This is a genomic window from Catellatospora coxensis (assembly GCF_016862635.1).
Taxonomy (GTDB): domain Bacteria; phylum Actinomycetota; class Actinomycetes; order Mycobacteriales; family Micromonosporaceae; genus Catellatospora; species Catellatospora coxensis.
The window spans coordinates 45,484-61,148 of record NZ_BONI01000061.1 but is presented as its reverse complement, the minus strand read 5'-3'; the positions used below and the strand labels follow the sequence as shown (position 1 = coordinate 61,148).

At 71.8% G+C, this 15,665-nt stretch carries 15 protein-coding genes; all 15 read right to left on the bottom strand.

Annotation, left to right across the window (positions count from 1 at the left end; all coding sequences use genetic code 11):
• Window positions 1-259 (bottom strand): WXG100-like domain-containing protein (locus tag Cco03nite_RS29745; protein WP_444546532.1); only part of this gene is annotated, 259 nt, incomplete at its 3' end.
• Window positions 260-349: 90 nt separating this feature from the next.
• A complete protein-coding gene (locus Cco03nite_RS29740; protein WP_203696060.1) occupies window positions 350-649 on the bottom strand; it encodes a zf-HC2 domain-containing protein in 300 nt (99 codons plus the stop codon).
• Between the two features lie 103 nt (window positions 650-752).
• A complete protein-coding gene (treS, locus tag Cco03nite_RS29735; RefSeq protein WP_203696058.1) occupies window positions 753-2,519 on the bottom strand; it encodes a maltose alpha-D-glucosyltransferase in 1,767 nt (588 codons plus the stop codon).
• 145 nt (window positions 2,520-2,664) lie between these two features.
• Complete coding sequence (locus tag Cco03nite_RS29730; RefSeq protein ID WP_239167767.1) at window positions 2,665-3,258, bottom strand: GTP-binding protein; 594 nt, start codon at window positions 3,256-3,258, stop codon at window positions 2,665-2,667.
• Entirely contained in the window at window positions 3,236-3,676 is a 441-nt protein-coding gene (locus tag Cco03nite_RS29725; protein WP_203696056.1) for a DUF742 domain-containing protein, read from the bottom strand. The genes Cco03nite_RS29730 and Cco03nite_RS29725 overlap by 23 nt, the downstream gene beginning before the upstream one ends.
• A 4-nt stretch (window positions 3,677-3,680) precedes the next feature.
• Window positions 3,681-4,115 carry a roadblock/LC7 domain-containing protein gene (locus Cco03nite_RS29720; RefSeq protein WP_203696054.1) on the bottom strand — a complete coding sequence of 145 codons (435 nt, stop codon included), beginning with the start codon at window positions 4,113-4,115 and terminating at the stop codon, window positions 3,681-3,683.
• Window positions 4,112-6,553, bottom strand: coding sequence for a nitrate- and nitrite sensing domain-containing protein (locus Cco03nite_RS29715; protein ID WP_203696045.1), 2,442 nt, complete (start codon window positions 6,551-6,553; stop codon window positions 4,112-4,114). The genes Cco03nite_RS29720 and Cco03nite_RS29715 overlap by 4 nt, the downstream gene beginning before the upstream one ends.
• On the bottom strand, window positions 6,543-7,715 hold the full coding sequence (locus Cco03nite_RS29710) for a hypothetical protein (protein ID WP_203696043.1): 1,173 nt from the start codon (window positions 7,713-7,715) through the stop codon (window positions 6,543-6,545). Before Cco03nite_RS29710 ends, Cco03nite_RS29715 begins: the two co-directional genes overlap by 11 nt.
• Complete coding sequence (locus Cco03nite_RS29705) at window positions 7,712-9,010, bottom strand: ammonium transporter (protein ID WP_203696041.1); 1,299 nt, start codon at window positions 9,008-9,010, stop codon at window positions 7,712-7,714. The genes Cco03nite_RS29710 and Cco03nite_RS29705 overlap by 4 nt, the downstream gene beginning before the upstream one ends.
• Window positions 9,007-9,768, bottom strand: coding sequence for a sigma-70 family RNA polymerase sigma factor (locus Cco03nite_RS29700; RefSeq protein ID WP_239167766.1), 762 nt, complete (start codon window positions 9,766-9,768; stop codon window positions 9,007-9,009). The genes Cco03nite_RS29705 and Cco03nite_RS29700 overlap by 4 nt, the downstream gene beginning before the upstream one ends.
• 185 nt (window positions 9,769-9,953) lie before the next feature.
• The gene (locus Cco03nite_RS29695; protein WP_239167765.1) at window positions 9,954-10,436 is read right to left on the bottom strand and encodes a sigma-70 family RNA polymerase sigma factor; all 483 of its coding nucleotides are present in this window, start codon (window positions 10,434-10,436) and stop codon (window positions 9,954-9,956) included.
• Between the two features lie 240 nt (window positions 10,437-10,676).
• Window positions 10,677-11,588 (bottom strand): carbohydrate ABC transporter permease, encoded by a 912-nt coding sequence (locus tag Cco03nite_RS29690; RefSeq protein WP_239167764.1) that lies wholly within the window; start codon window positions 11,586-11,588, stop codon window positions 10,677-10,679.
• Complete coding sequence (locus Cco03nite_RS29685; RefSeq protein ID WP_203696036.1) at window positions 11,585-13,003, bottom strand: ABC transporter permease subunit; 1,419 nt, start codon at window positions 13,001-13,003, stop codon at window positions 11,585-11,587. Before Cco03nite_RS29685 ends, Cco03nite_RS29690 begins: the two co-directional genes overlap by 4 nt.
• Window positions 13,003-14,310: an ABC transporter substrate-binding protein gene (locus Cco03nite_RS29680; RefSeq protein ID WP_203696035.1), complete on the bottom strand. Its 1,308-nt coding sequence runs from the start codon at window positions 14,308-14,310 to the stop codon at window positions 13,003-13,005. The genes Cco03nite_RS29685 and Cco03nite_RS29680 overlap by 1 nt, the downstream gene beginning before the upstream one ends.
• A gap of 82 nt (window positions 14,311-14,392) precedes the next feature.
• A complete protein-coding gene (locus Cco03nite_RS29675) occupies window positions 14,393-15,580 on the bottom strand; it encodes an ABC transporter ATP-binding protein (RefSeq protein WP_203696032.1) in 1,188 nt (395 codons plus the stop codon).
• Window positions 15,581-15,665 lie beyond the last annotated feature (85 nt).

Below are 15,665 nucleotides of genomic sequence, written 5' to 3'. Positions count from 1 at the left end.
CCTCGACCAGCTTGCGCAGCGCACCGCTGTCGACCAGCTGCTCCAGCCGCGCCCGCACCGCCTGCGCGGCCTCACCCTTCCAGCCGGCACCGCCGACCGCCTGCTCGATCGCGACAAGCTCCTCCTCGACCGCGATCAGGATCTGCTCGAACTTCGCCCACAACCGCGCCAGCGCCCACAGCAGGTCCTCATCGGCCTGCGGCCACGACTCGCCCGTCACGACCAGGAAGAACTGTCTCGCCCAGTCGGGCACATGCATGCCCACCGGTCAGCACCGACAGCGCAGGCCGGTGGCGATGTCCCGACCGGGGGAAGCCTGCGCCATGTCGCGCTCGCCGCAGAACGGGTGTCAGCTCGCGGACGGCTCAGGCGCGGCCAGGTCCGCGGCCTCGGCGTAACGACTGGCGATCAGCAGGTCGATCGCGGGGCCGACCCGGTCGCAGTAGTCCTGGCAGGCGGGGCAGCGCAGCAGGTGACTCTCGAACGACGCGGCCTGATCCGGCGACAGCGCCCCGGTCAGGTAGAGGCCGGCCGCGGTCGGGCCGCTGCCGTTCGTGCACGCCGCACCACCCGGCTCGGCAGGTGGGCACGGCGGAGGGTCGGCCCCGTCTGTCGGGTCGCCGCCGTATGGCACCGCTCGGCCTATCACAAACCCTCCTCAACACGTCAGACCTCGACCGCCCTGGCGTACCCGCCGGTAATGTACTACGCGGACGCGGGCACGCCAGTTCACGTTTCCTTCGGGTTCTTCGCTATGCCGCGGTCAGCCGGTCGCCGGTGCGCCGGTGCGCCGGTGCGGCGGCCGGGACCAGGGCGGGTGTCAGCTGGAACCAGTAGCTGCCGTAGCCGGGCAGCGCCAGCACGTAGGGGTCCTGGCCGACCTCGGGGAAGCGGGTGCCGCCGTTCAGCTCCACCGGGGTCCAGCCGTGGAAGCGGTCGCCGAAGGTGAGGCGCACGGGCTGCGGGAACCGCGACAGGTTGTGCACGCACAGCACCACCTCGCTGCTGTCGCCCGCGTCGTGCCGGCGCAGGAACGCGAGCACCGCCGGGTTGGCGGCGTCGACGTCCTCGAAGGTCCCCACGGCCAGTGCCGGGTGCTGCTTGCGCAGCGTGATCATCCGGCGGGTCCACTGCAGCAGCGACGCCGGCTGCTCCAGCTGCTGCTCGACGTTGATGGCCTGGTATCCGTACACCGGGCCCATGTTGACCGGCAGGTACAGCCGCGCCGGGTCGATGTGGGCGAACCCGGCGTTGCGCCCGGCCGTCCACTGCATCGGGGTGCGCACGCTGTCGCGGTCGCCGAGCCAGATGTTGTCGCCCATGCCGATCTCGTCGCCGTAGTAGATGACCGGGGAGCCGGGCAGCGACAGCAGCAAGGAGGTGAACAGCTCGATCTGGTTGCGGTCGTTGTCGACCATCGGGGCCAGCCGGCGGCGGATGCCGGCGTTGAGCCGCATCCGCGGGTCCTTGGCGTACTCGTTGTACAGGTAGTCGCGCTCCTCGTCGGTGACCATCTCCAGGGTCAGCTCGTCGTGGTTGCGCAGGAAGGTGCCCCACTGGCAGCCGGACGGCAGCACCGGCGTCTGCGCGAGGATCTCCGAGATCGGGTGGCGCGACTCGCGCCGCACCGCCATGAAGATGCGCGGCATCAGCGGGAAGTGGAACGCCATGTGGCACTCGTCGCCGCCGACCGCGGGGTCGCCGAAGTAGTCGATCAGGTCTTCCGGCCACAGGTTCGCCTCGGCGAGCAGGATGCGGCCCGGGTACTCCGTGTCGATCATCTGGCGGATCGCCTTGAGGTAGGCGTGGGTCTCCGGCAGGTTGGCGCAGTCGGTGCCCTCCCGCTCGTACAGGTACGTGGCGGCGTCGAGCCGGAACCCGTCGACGCCGAGCTCCAGCCAGAACTTGACGACGGCCATCATCGCCTCGCGCACGGCCGGGTTCTCGTAGTTGAGGTCGGGCTGGTGGGAGAAGAAGCGGTGCCAGTAGAACTGCTTGCGGACCGGGTCGAAGGTCCAGTTCGACGTCTCGGTGTCGCTGAAGATGATGCGCACGTCGGCGTACTCGGTGTCGGTGTCGCGCCAGACGTAGAAGTCGCCGTGCGGGCCGTCCGGGTCCTGCCGCGACTCCTGGAACCACTGGTGGGTGTCGGAGGTGTGGTTGAGCACCAGGTCGGTGATGACCCGGATGCCGCGCTTGTGCGCCTCGTCGACGAACGTGACGAAGTCGTCCAGCGTGCCGTACTCGGGCAGGATCCTGCAGTAGTCGCGCACGTCGTAGCCGCCGTCGCGCTGCGGGGAGTCGTAGAAGGGCGGCAGCCATACGCAGTCGATGCCCAGCCACTGCAGGTAGTCGAGCTTGCGGGTGAGGCCGGGAAGGTCGCCGCGGCCGTCGCCGTCGGAGTCGAGTCCGGCTTGGACCAGCATCTCGTAGAAGACGGCGTGCTTGAACCAGTCCGGTTCGACCGGCATCTGGCGCGGCAGCCGCGAGGGCAGGGACGGTGTGGTGCTGTTGCTCATCTCAGGTGTTCCCGACGTCTGGGCGGTGTCCCGCACGGTGTTCGATCACCCGCTCGGCGACGCGGCAGGCGGGCACCTGGAAATACGTGCGAAACAAGACGTCGGGTCGGTCCGTCCGGATCTAAAGCAGATCCGAACGGACGATTCACACGCCCGTCGCCGATGCCATGGCGAGGCTGCGGCGCAGCAGGGTCACCAGGGTGTCCCGCACCGACGCTCGGTCGCGGGCGTCGAAGGTGACCACGGGGGTGTCGTCGCTGAGATCCAGGGCCCAGCGCACGTCCTCCAGCTCGTGGGCGAGCCGGCCGTCGAAGAGGTTCACCGCGACCAGGAACGGCAGACCGGTGCGCTCGAAGTAGTCGACCGCCGGGTAGCAGTCGTCCAGCCGCGAGGTGTCCACGATGACCAGCGCGCCGAGCGCGCCGACGGTCAGGTCGTGCCACATGAAGCCGAACCGGTCCTGGCCCGGTGTCCCGAACAGGTACAGCTTCACCTCGTCGTCGATGGCGACGGTGCCGAAGTCGAGCGCCACGGTGGTGGTCGTCTTGTCCGGCACGAGGCCGGTGCGGTCGACCTCCGCGGCGACCTCGGTGATCGGCGCCTCCGTCGTCAGGACCGGGGTCTCGGAGATCTGCGCGACGGCGGTGGTCTTGCCGACACCGAAGCCGCCGGCGATGACGATCTTCACGGGCAGCGGAGGGCGGCGGACCGGCACGTCAGCTGATGGCTTGGAGTCCACGGATGACCCTTTCGATGATCTGCACCCGGTGCCGGGCGTCTTCGGGATGGCGCACCGCCAGCAGTCCGGCCTCGACCAGGTCGCCGACCAGCACCCGGGCGACACCGAGGTGCAGGTGCAGGCGCGCGGCGAGCTCGGCGATCGACTGCGGGTCGTGGCAGAGCACGACGATGTCGTGGCGCTCGTACGCCAGGCGGCTCAGGCTCCGTGCTCCGTCGTCGGTGGTGGACACCTGCGCTTCCAGGCGCAGGCTGGTGTCGTTCGGCCGGGCTCGGCCCTGGGTGATCAGGTAAGGCCGTACGCCGGAGGTGGCCGAGGAGGCTGCGACGGGGTCGCGGTCGCCTGCGGGTCCGCCGATGTCGACGTACGGCCGTGGGCCGGCGCCTCCTTGCGCCGGCTCCCACCAGCTCGTGGTCACGCCGTCACTCCCCCACGACGGACTTGAGCTCGTTGATCAGGCCGGGCGTGAGCACTCCCGCGGTGCGGTTGGCGAAGACCGCCATCTCGTAGGCCAGGTCGCCCAGGTTGGCCTCCGACCGGGCGAGCACGCCCAGCGTGGAGCTGCCGCTGATCGCGCTGATCAGCAGGTAGCCGCGCTCCAGGTCGATGATCACCTTGCGGGACGCGCCGAGGTCGTACAGCCGGGAGGTGCCGTTGGCCAGGCTGTTGACCGCCGAGACGATCGCGGCGAGCCGGTCGGCCTCGCTGCGGGTCTGCTCGGCCGACATGGCCATCAGCAGGCCGTCGGCGGATACGGCGATCACCGCCGAGACGCCTGCCGTGTCGGCCGCGAAACGGGTCAGCAGCCAGTTGAACTGCTGCGCCTCGTTGCTGATCTGGTGCACGGGCGAGATCATGGGGTCCTCCGGTGGTGGGTGGTGTCGTGGCCGGTCGCCCTGGTTTCGCCGGCCAGGAAGGCGGTGAGCGCGTCCCGTTCGGCCTCGGGATCACGTGTCGGACGGGTCGGCACCGTGGCGCGCCCGCGGCTCGGGCCGGGCACCCGCACGGTGCCGAGTTCGGCCGCCAGGTGCGCGCCGGGCACTCTGCGCACCAGGCCGTGCCGTGATTCGGCGGCCGCCTGTGGGGGTGGTGATGATGGGAGCTCCTCGGCACGCTGCACGCCCTGCACGAACGCGGCCAGGCCGGCTCGTTCGTCCTCGGGCTCACGTGCGGCATGCCGCGGCGTGGACACGACGACCGGCGCCTCTTCGGCGCCGCGCCGGCGGCGCCGCAGCCCGCCGCGGACCTCGGGCTGCGCCTCCGGCACGATGGCCGGCGCGACGGGCGCACCGGTCGTGGCGACCGCCACGCGGCGGTCCTGTGGCGCGACCGCCGCCCTGGCCACGACGGTCGCCGCTGGGAAATCCCGTGGTGCGGTGAGCACCGGCGGCTCGAACCAGCCGCGTGCGGCGGCCTCGCTTTCCGCCTGGTGCCCGTCCCGCGGACGGGCCGCCGCGCGGGTCCGGTCCTCCGGCGCGGACGCCGGCTCGGCCAGGCTCACCAGGCGCGACGGCACGACGACCTCGGCCACCAGTCCGCGCGCGGAACCCTGGCGCAGCACCACTGACATGCCGTGGCGGCGCGCCAGCCGCCCCACCACGAACAGGCCCAGCATCGTGGTGGGCGCGACGTCCAGGCGCTCGGTGTCGACCAGCCGCCGGTTCTCCTCGGCGAGCCGCTGCTCGGACATGCCGATGCCCTCATCGGTGATCCTGATGCGGCAGGAGTCCCAGAAGTCGACCGACACCGTCACCGGGGCGTTGTCCGGGGAGAACGAGGTGGCGTTGTCGAGCAGTTCGGCCAGCAGCAGGGTGAGGTCGGGCACCAGGGCCGCGGCGACGGTCAGCGGGACGACCGCGGCCACCTTGACCTTCTGGTAGCCCTCGATCTCGGCCGTCGCCGATCTGATCACGTCCGACAGCGGCGCGGCCTCGCCCAGCCTGGCCTCGTCGCGGCTGCCGGAGATGACCAGCAGGCTGTCCGCGCTGCGGCGCAGGCGGGTCGCGATGTGGTCGAGCCGGTAGAGGGCGGCCAGCCGCGTCTCGTCGCGCTCGTCGCGCTCCAGCGCGTCGATCTGGGACAGCTGGCGTGCGGCCAGGCCGCGCGTGCGCCGGGCGATGTTGGCGAACATGATCGACACGTTCCGGCGCGAGTTGACCTGCTGCTGCATCATCAGCGCCGCGGTCGCCTGCACCCGGTTGAAAGCCGAGGCCAGTTCACCGAGCTCGTCGCGGGTACGCACGTTGACGGCTGCGAGCTCCGGCGGCGCGTCGTCGTTCGCGTCGGCGTCCGCGGCCCGCCGGAGTTCGCTGGTGGCGATGTCGGCCACGGCCGTGGCCGCCGCGGTCAGGCGGCCCAGCGGCCGCGACACGGACCGGCCCACCACGGTGCCCAGCCAGATCAGGGTCGCCAGCAGCGCCACGGTGAAACCGCCGCCGACGCCCGCGGCGACACCAGCCGCCCGGGCCTCCTGGTCGGCGCGATCCTGCAGGGCACGAGCGACGCGGTCCTGGAAGACCTGCCGCAGGGTCACATCGGTCTGGGTCGCGGCCAGCGCCGCCGCCGGGGCGACGCGGTCCGGGCCGGACCCGGTCAGCTGCTGCGCCAGCGCGGCGAAACCGAGCGACGACGGTCCCGACGAGATCACGTCGAGCAGCGCCACGTGATCCGGCTCGGCCCGGTTCCGGAAGGCCTCGATGTAGAAGGTCTGCATCGCCTGGGCGTCACGGGCCTGCCGCTGCGCGCTCAGCGGAGCCGCCGGCGCGGCGACCATCGCCGCGCCGAAGCGTGCGGCCTGCTCGTTGCCGCGCAGGAGCGCGTCCAGCGCGTCCAGCAGCCGCTGGCCGGCGGCGCCGGTCTCGGTCCGCCCGCCCAGTTGCAGCGCGTCGATCAGAGCGTCGATGAGGCCGCGGTGGAACGCCTGCACCCGGTCCACATCGGCCCGGCGCTCGAGCACGTCCACCCGCAACGTGCGCAGCAGCTCGAACTTGCTGCTCACCGTTTTGGCGACCGGCAGGTCGTCCAGGTCGTCGACGGCGGCGCCCGCCGCGATCAGGGTGGCCGGGTCGACGTTCGGCGTGGCGAGGTGGGCCAGCTGCAGCAGGCGTTCCTGCTGCAGCCGCTGGACGAGCGTGCCGACCGCGATCGCCTCCTGCGTCGCCGAGGCGACCTCCGCGGCGTCTCGAGCCTGGTCGACCCGCTCCACCACGAACGGGACACCGGTCAGCAGCACCGCCGCCACCGGAAGCGTCACCAGCAGACCGATCCGCTGGGTGATCGGAAGATCACCGAGCATCGTCGACCTGGCCCCGGTCGTAGGCGCGCACGGCCCGGCCGACGTGCTGCAGTTCTTCCACGGCCAGCAGGCGCTGCGGGTCGATCTGCGGCAGATCGCCGGCGACGCGGGCGATGTCCGGCAGGTCCCGGCCTTGCCTGGCGTCGTCGCGGGCACCGCCGCGCCGGCTGGCAGCCGGCACCGCCCACCACAGCAGCACCGCGCCGACCAGGACGCCGGACGCTGTCGCAAAGACCGCGGTCCGGCGGTCGTCGGCGTACCCCTCGATCCGGTTGACCAGCAGTGTGTCCAGTGCCACCAGGACCGCGTCGGACAGCGGGCGGAAGGCGGCGTTGACCAGGCCGGTGGCGTTTCGCAGCTCGGGAGCGTCGAGGTCGACGGCGCTCGGGCGCAGTGACGCGGGCGGGGTGACGGCGTCGATCGCGGCCCGGAACGGGTCGAGCGCGACCAGCACGCCGTCGCTCACCTCGGGGCCGGCTCCGCTGTTGGTGACCTTGTCGAGGTTCGCGCCCACCGCGTCGGCGGCGGTGGCGATCACGTAGCGGGCGGTGCTGATCCGGATGACGGCCAGTTCCCTGGCGCTGTCGCTCCTGGCGGCGCGCGCCTGCACGGCCTCGTCGGTGACGCGGGCGCTCTCCAGCAGCACGGCAGGCAGCTTGGTCAGCGCTACGTCGACCAGGTAGTAGCTGCCCAGCTCGGGGTCGAGGATCAGCTTGGAGCCGTCGCCGACGAAGTCCATCAGGTCCACGGTCAGGGTGACGAGCTCGGTGTAGCGCTGGTACGCGGCGCGGCCGCCGCCCGCCGCCGCGAGCACCGCGTCGGAGCGTTCGCGCAGGCGCTGCCAGCGTTCGGCGGAACCGAGGTCGGCGCCCCACCGGTCCTCGGCGGCGGCCATCTCGTCGAGGGCGGCCCGCACCCCGGCGCCCTCGGGGCCCGCCCCCAGGGTCGCGGTCCGGGCCTCGACGAGGGCGGCCAGCAGCCGGTTGAGTGGCCGGAGGTAGCCGACGCCGGCACGTTCGGCCGTCGCGAACCGGTTGCCCTCGTCGGTCAGGTCCCACAGCCGCGACAGCACGAACCCGAAACTGCCGATCGTCGCCGCGAGCAGGCCGACGGCGAGCAGCATCGCTCCGCCGCGTCGGCTCCTGGTGTGTCGCGGGCTCATCTGGTGATGCCTCCAGTGGTGGTGCGGGCGGGTTCGGCGTCGGCGGGAACGGCGTGCCGGGCGGTGGGCCCGTCGAAGACGTACGCGGTCTCGCCGTGCTGGGAGAGGTCGAGGCCGATCGTCTCGTCGCGTGCGGTCAGGCGGTTGCCGAACAGCCGGTCGGTGAAGCGGCAGATGACGAAGGTGGCCAGCAGCGACCAGGCGATCACCGCGAACGTCGCGGCGCTCTGCGCGCCGAGCAGGCCGTACCCGCCGCCGAGGAACAGCCCGTCGCCGATCGCCGGGTTGACGGCGTGGCTGGCGAACAGGCCCACCGACAGCGCGCCGACCACGCCGCCGACCAGGTGCACGGCGGCGACGTCCAGGGAGTCGTCCAGCCGGAGCAGGTTCTTGAGGCCGACGGCGAGCTGGCACGCCAGGCCGCCGAGCAGTCCGATGACGAGCGCGCTGAGCGGTGAGACGTAACCGGCCGCCGGGGTGATGGCGACCAGGCCGGACACGGCCCCGGAGGCGATGCCCAGGGTGGTCGGCTTGCCTACCCGGAGCCGCTCCATGCCGCCCCAGCCGAGCACACCGGCGGCGGCGGCCAGCTGCGTGTTGAGCACCGCGGTGGCGGCGACGGCGTCGGAGTGCAGCGCGGAACCGCCGTTGAAGCCGAACCAGCCGAACCACAGCAGCATGCCGCCGAGCAGCATCAGCGGCAGGTTGTGCGGTTTGGACTGGGCGCGGCGGCCGCCGAGCACCCAGGCACAGGCCAGCGCGGCCGCCCCGGCGTTGGCGTGCACGACCGCGCCGCCGGCATAGTCGAATGCGCCCAGTTCGGCCGCCCACCCGTGCGGCGAGAAGATCCAGTGCGCGACCGGGGCGTACACCAGCACGGACCACAGCAGGGTGAACCCGACGAAGGCGGAGAAGCGCCAGCGCTCCGCGGTGGCTCCGGTGATCAGCACCGGGGTGACCACCGCGAACATCATCTGGAAGAACACGAACGCGGGCAGCGGCACACCGGCCAGCTCGATGCCGGGCACCCGGGTGGCCGGGTCGGACCAGCCGGCGAGGCTGAGATCGCCGAACAGCGGGTTGCCCTCGCTGAACACCACGGAGAACCCCAGCAGGACCCACGTCACCGAGCCGACCGCCAGCGCGGCGACGCTCTGCGCGATGGTGCCGAGCACGTTTCCGGCGCGCACCATGCCGCCGTAGAAGAACGCGACGCCAGGGACCATGAGCATGGTCAGCGCTCCCGCCACCAGCAGCCATCCTGTGTTGGCCCCGTTCCATACCGTGTCGTTCACGGGATCCGGTTCTCCCCTCGTCGTCCGCGCGATCTGCTCGGACTGTCTCGTAGCGTGTCGGAGCCCGACGGGGCCTCCACGAGGCGCGCGCCGTCGCCGGGCGAGCGCCTGGCCACCGGCGGCGCCGGCCGGCAGGGCCGCGTCGGCGCGGGTTCGCCGGGCTGGTCGGCCTGCTCCAGCGAGCCGACGGCGGCGCTCAGTGCTCGCAGCGCGTAGTAGGTGCGGGACTTCACGGTTCCTTCCGGGATACCGAGGCGTTCGGCGGTCTCCTGGACGGTGTAGTCGCCGAAGTACAGCGCGCGCAGCACGGCACGGTGATCCGGGCTGAGCTTGTCCAGGGCCTGGTGCACCGTGTGCGCGACGAGCACGCTCTCGGCGGTGTCGGCCGCGGCGGGCAGCCACGAGTCGTCGCCCAGGGCCACCTCGCCGGGGCGGGACTGCCGGGCGCGGAGCGCGTCGATGGACAGCCGCCGGGCGACGGTGTAGAGCCACGGCCGCGCCTGTTCGGGATCGGCGGGCAGGGCGTCGATGTTGCGCCAGGCGCGGACCATGGTCTCCTGTAGCAGGTCCTCGGCCGCCTGGCGCTGGCCGTACGTCAGCCGCAGCAGGAACCGCAGCAGCGGTCCGGCGTGGGTGTCGTGGATGTCGCGCATGCGCGCGGAGCGGACCAGGGCATCGCCGGGCCCGACCCGGGTGTCGGCCAGTGGCGGATCATGGGCAACCATGTTGCCGTCGACGGCGTCATAGACCGCGTCCACCTGCACCCTCCTCGCTCGCTCATCGATACATCGGGCAAAAGCTATCAATACGTCCCGAAGCTATGATGCGAACGCTATTGGGCAGTACAGCGGGCGTCCATGCCCAAAGATCCCGGCGCGAGGTCCCACGGGAATCCGGTGCGGACTGGGTCCCCGATCCGGACTGCCCTGGGTCCCCCGCCAGGTCAGTCGGCGCGGCCGACCACCGCGCCCAGGGCCCGCAGCGCGTAGTAGGCGCGGGACTTCACGGTGCCGGTCGCGATGCCCAGCCGGGCCGCCGCCTCGGCGGCCGACCGCTGGCGGAAGTACAGTTCCACGAGGACTTCGCGGTGTTCGGGCGTGAGCTGCGCGAGACCGTCGCGGATGACGTGGGCCGACACCACCTGGTCGGACAGGTCGCCGGCCACCGGCTCGACGTCGGTGTCGCTGAGCGCGATCTCGGCCGGCCGGATCTGGCGGGCCCGTGCCGCGTCGATCGCGACCCGCCGGGCGACGGTGTACAGCCAGGGACCCAGCGTCTCGACCTCGCCCGGGAGCTGGTCGATGTGGCGCCAGGCGCGCAGCAGCGTCTCCTGCAGCAGGTCCTCGGCAGTGTGCGGGCGGCCCTGGCTCAGCCGCATCAGGAACTTCAACAGCGGCTCCGCATAGGTCTGGCAGATCAGCTGCATCCGCGCCTCCGCCGGACTCGGGGCGGTTCTCCCGGCCCCTGCGCCGCTGTCATTCGTGCTCGCCGGGCCCGCCGCGGCACGGAACATGCTTACCCCTCCTGAACATCGGTGCGGCCGCCGCGGTCCCCCTCGCGCCTTCCGGCCGGTCGTCCTGACGGTGCGTCGCGGCGGCGGTGTGCCGCCGCGACGCCCACTGCCGCGGCACCGCCGGCGCGTGGGCCGGCGGGTGCGGCGTCCGGTCTACTTGACCGAACCGGCGAGCACCCCCTGGACGAAGTAGCGCTGGAAGGCGAAGAAGACCACCAGCGGCACGAGCATGGACAGGAAGGCGCCGGGGCCGATCACGTCCACGTTGGAGGAGAAGGCGCGCATCTGCTCCCGCAGCGTGTAGGTGATCGGCGCGTTGTCGGAGGTCGCGAAGACCAGCGCCACCAGCAGGTCGTTCCAGACCCACAGGAACTGGAAGATCGTCAGCGAGGCGATGGCGGGCCACCCGATGGGCAGCACGACCCGGCGGAAGATGGTGAAGTCCCGCCCGCCGTCCATCCGGGCCGCCTCCAGCAGGTCACGCGGGATGGCCAGGAAGAAGTTGCGCAGCAGGAAGATGGCGAACGGCAGCCCGAACGCCACGTGGAACGCGACCACGGCGGCGATGCTGCCGTAGATCCCCAGCGAGCCGAACAGCTTCGCGTCGGGGATGATCGCGACCTGCACGGGCACCACGATCAGCGCGACGATCAGGACGAACAGCCAGTCCCGGCCCGGGAACTCGATCCAGGCCAGGGCGTAGGCGGCCAGCGAGCCGAGCACCACCACCAGCACCGTGGACGGCACGGTGATGAGCACGGTGTTCCACAGCGAGTTGAGCACTCCCTCGTTGCGCAGCAGCGCGCCGTAGTTGTCCAGCGTCAGCCGGCCCGGGTCGGTCAGCGCCGTCCACCAGCCGGTGGCGCTGTTGTCCGCGGTCGAGCGCAGGCTCGCCACCGCCAGGCCGACCACCGGCGTCAGCCAGAACACGCCCAGCAGGACGATCGCGCCGGTGGCCAGGAATCCGCCGAGCCGTCCGACGACCCGCGAGACGAGGCTGCGCCGGGGCGGCCCGGTCACGGTCATTCCGGCCGGTACGAGGTCGGGAACCTCCGTCGTGCTCACCGCTGCTCCTTCCGCATACGCCGAACGTTGAACAACATCGCCGGCAGGACCAGCAGGAACAGCAGCACGCCGAGGGCGCTGCCGAGGCCGAAGTCCAGCCCGCCGCCGAACGAGACGCGGTACATCTGCAGCGCGATCACGTTGGCGTCGTCCTGTGAGGACTCAGGCGCCAGCACCAGGACCAGGTCGAAGATCTTGAGGACGTTGATGGTGAGGGTGACGATCACGACCACCAGCACCGGCCGCACCAGCGGCACGGTCACCCGCCGGAACACCTGCCACTCCGTCGCGCCGTCGACCCGGGCCGCCTCCAGGGCGTCCCGCGGGATGGCCGACAGCCCCGCCGTGATCAGGACCATGGCGAACCCGGCCCAGATCCAGATGTACGCCAGGATGATCGACGGTGTGACCAGCGACGGCCCCAGCCAGGTGACCCCGTTGAACGGCGGGGTGAAGTTCTCCTCGGCCAGCCGCACCGTGTACGCCCCGGACGCGAGCTCGCCGAACGAGAAGCTTCCGTCCGCGCCGGTGCGGGTCTCGGCCACCACCGTGCCGTCGCGCACGGCCTGCACCAGCACGGACGGCAGGCCGCGTTCGGCGGCGTCCACCGCGCCGGTGGTCCCGCCTCCACCGGGGGTGAAGTCGAGCCAGACCACCCCGGACAGGCCGGTCGCGGTCGGCGTCTGCGCGGCCGTCGCCTCGGCCGGGATCCGGTCCTGCGGCAGGCCGACCAGCGGCAGCAGCACCGGGGCGCCCGTGTTCGCGGCGATCTCGACCGCGCCCGCGACCTCGGTGGGCGCGGTGCCCTCGCGCGGCCGGGCGCCGTAGTACGCCGACGGCGGGCTGAAGGCGTCGTGCACGGCCACCACCGCGGCGTTGAGCACGCCCCGGTCGGGGCTCTCGTCGTACACCATGCGGAAGGTGACGCCGGCGGCCAGGAACGAGATCGCCATCGGCATGAAGACCACCGCCTTGAAGACCGTGGACAGCCGCACCCGTTCGATCAGCACGGCGAGGACCAGGCCGATCGCGGTGACCAGGGTCGGCGCGACCGCCACCCAGACGACGTTGTTGACGATCGCCTGCCGGGTCTCCGGCGCGGTGAACATGCGCACGTAGTTGTCCAGGCCCACGAAGGTGGACCCGTCGGAGGCGTGCAGGCTCAGCCACACCGTGTACACGATGGGATAGGCGACCAGGGTCAGCAGGACGAGGACGGCCGGACCGACGAACCACACGCTGGTCAGCCGCTCGAGCCAGGCCGGCCGGGCCCGGCGGGTGTCTCCCGCGCCGGGCGCGCCCGGCCGGCCGGCGACACCCGCCGCCGTCAGGTTCAGGCCGTCGACCGGGGTCCGCGGATCACGCGCAGCCGTCGCTGCGACGGTCACGCCGGCCGGCTCGGACGCGCGTCTCATCACTTACCTCCGAAGTCCTTCTTGGCGGCCTCCTCGAGCTTGGCCGCGGTCGCGGCCGGGTCGGCCGGGTTGGCCAGGAAGTCCTGCAGCAGGCGCCACATCGACGCGCCGGTGCCGCCGCCGAAGGTCTGCGGCGTCAGGTCGGACAGGTCGAAGCGCAGCAGGTCGGCACGGACCACCGACTCGGCGAGCTGGACCATGGTCGGGTCCGGGTAGACCTTGGTGTCGAGGTTCTTGTTGGCCGACATGAAGCCGCCCTTGGCCGCCATGATCTTGGCGGCGTCCGGCGAGGCCAGGAACGCGATCAGCTGCTTGGCGGCCTCGGTGTCCTTGAACGCCACGGCCTGGTCGCCGGCGGTCACCACGGCCGGCTTGGAGCCGTTGACCGACGGCCAGTCGAAGAAGCGCGCGCCCTCGCCGACCTTGACCTTGCCCAGCTTGTTGATCTCAGCGGCGACGAAGTCGCCCTCGAACAGCATCGCCGACTGCGGCTTCTCGCCGAAGACGTCGGCGATCGACTGCGTGAACTTCAGCTGCACCGCGCCCTTGTTGCCGCCCTGGATCGACTTGGCGTCGCCCCAGTACTCGGCCAGCAGCCGCAGGGTCTCGACCACCGTCGGGTCGGTCCACGGCAGCTCGTGACGCGACAGCTTGTCGTAGTTCTCCGAGCCGCCGACGCGCAGGTAGATGTTCTCGAACCAGTCGGTCAGCGTCCAGCCGTCGCCGCCGGGCACCGCCATCGGGGACACGCCGGAGTCGGCCAGGGTCTTGGTGACCTTGACGAACTCCTCCCAGGTGGTCGGGGCCTGCACGCCCGCCTCGGTGAACTTGTCGGTGCGGTACCACACCACCGACTTGTTGGCGACCTTGAAGTAGACGCCGTAGAGCTTGCCGTCGACCTGGCCGAGCTGCTGCCAGGCCGGGGAGTAGTTGGCCGCGACGGCCTCGGCGGCCGCGCCGGTCAGCTCCTTGATCGCGCCCTTGCGGACGAACTCGTTGACCACGCCGGGCTGCGGGATGAGCGCCACGTCCGGCGGGGATCCGCCGGCCAGCCGGCTGTTGATCAGCGCGGCGAGGTCGTCGCCGCCGGAGGTGTACTTGACCGTCGCGCCGGTCTTGGTCGCGAACGCGTCGAGCACCGCCTGGAAGTTGGCCTGTTCGGTGCCCGACCAGGTGCCGGCCACCTCGACCGACTGGCCCGCCAGCGAACCGGAGCCGGTCGTGGTGGGGTCCTCACCGCCGGAGCACCCGGCGGCGGCCAGGACGGCGGCCACGGCCACCGCGCCTGCGCGCAGACTGATTCTCATCTAACATTCCTCTCTGGAGGGAAAAAGCGGTACCTCTGTCCGACTGCTTCCGGGGTGGCAGCCCCGGCAGCCGGAAGTCGATTCAGCGGATGCTGCGGCCGGAGTCGCGGTCGAACACGTGCAGTCGCGCGGTGTCGACCGCGACGGCGATCCGGTCACCGGCCCGAGCGGCCGAGCGCGGGCTGAACCGGGCCACCAGCATGGTCCGGTCGGCCCGTTCGCGCGGCGAGTCCGCGCCGGCGTCGCGCGCCAGCTCCTTCACGTCCTCGGTGACCACCGCCGGCACGGGCAGGCTGAAGTGCACGTACAGGTCCGAGCCCAGCGCCTCGGTCAGGTCGGCCTCGGAGTTCAGCACGGTCTGCGCACCGCGGTCGTCCATGGACGCGTCGCGCAGGTCCTCGGGCCGCACCCCCACCACGACCGGCTGGTCGAGACAGGCGCGCAGGCCCGGCTTCGCCGCCGCCAGCGCGGGGTCCACCCGCAGCGTCTGGTCGCCCAGCCGCAGCGACAGCTCCCCGTCCTGCTCGGTGAACACGCCCTCGACGAGGTTCATCGGCGGCGAGCCGATGAACCCGCCGACGAACATGTTCACCGGGTTGTCGTACAGCTCCTGGGGCACCGCCACCTGCTGCAGCACGCCCTTGCGCATGACGGCGACCCGATCGCCGAGGGTCATCGCCTCGGTCTGGTCGTGCGTCACGTAGATCGTGGTCACGCCGGTGCGGCGGGTGATCCGGGCGATCTCGGCGCGCATCTGCACGCGCAGCTTCGCGTCGAGATTCGACAGCGGCTCGTCCATCAGGTAGACGGCGGGCTCACGCACCATGGCCCGGCCCATCGCGACGCGCTGGCGCTGGCCGCCCGACAGCGAACCCGGCCGGCGCCGCAGATGCTCGGTCAGCCCCAGGGTCGCGGCGACCCGGTTCACCCGCGACGCGATGTCGTCGCGGCGCATCCCCCGCAGCCGCAGCCCGAACCCGATGTTGTCGAACACGTCCAGGTGCGGGTACAGCGCGTAACTCTGGAACACCATCGCCACGTCCCGGTCCCGGGACGGGACACTGTTGACCACGCGGTCGCCGATGTGCAGCGTGCCCTCGCTGATGTCCTCCAGCCCGGCGATCATCCGCAGCGCCGTGCTCTTGCCGCAGCCGGACGGTCCGACCAGGACCAGGAACTCCCCGTCGGCGACCTGCAGGCTCAAACTCTCCACCGCCCGGGTGCCGTCCGCATACCGTTTGCCTATCTCGGCGAGCGCGACCTCAGCCACACACCTCTCCCGACTCGCTCGGCGCATGACCCCCTTCGCGGGCCGGAGCCGGCGGCGGGAGTCGTTGTCGGAGTCAGTGTTGGGA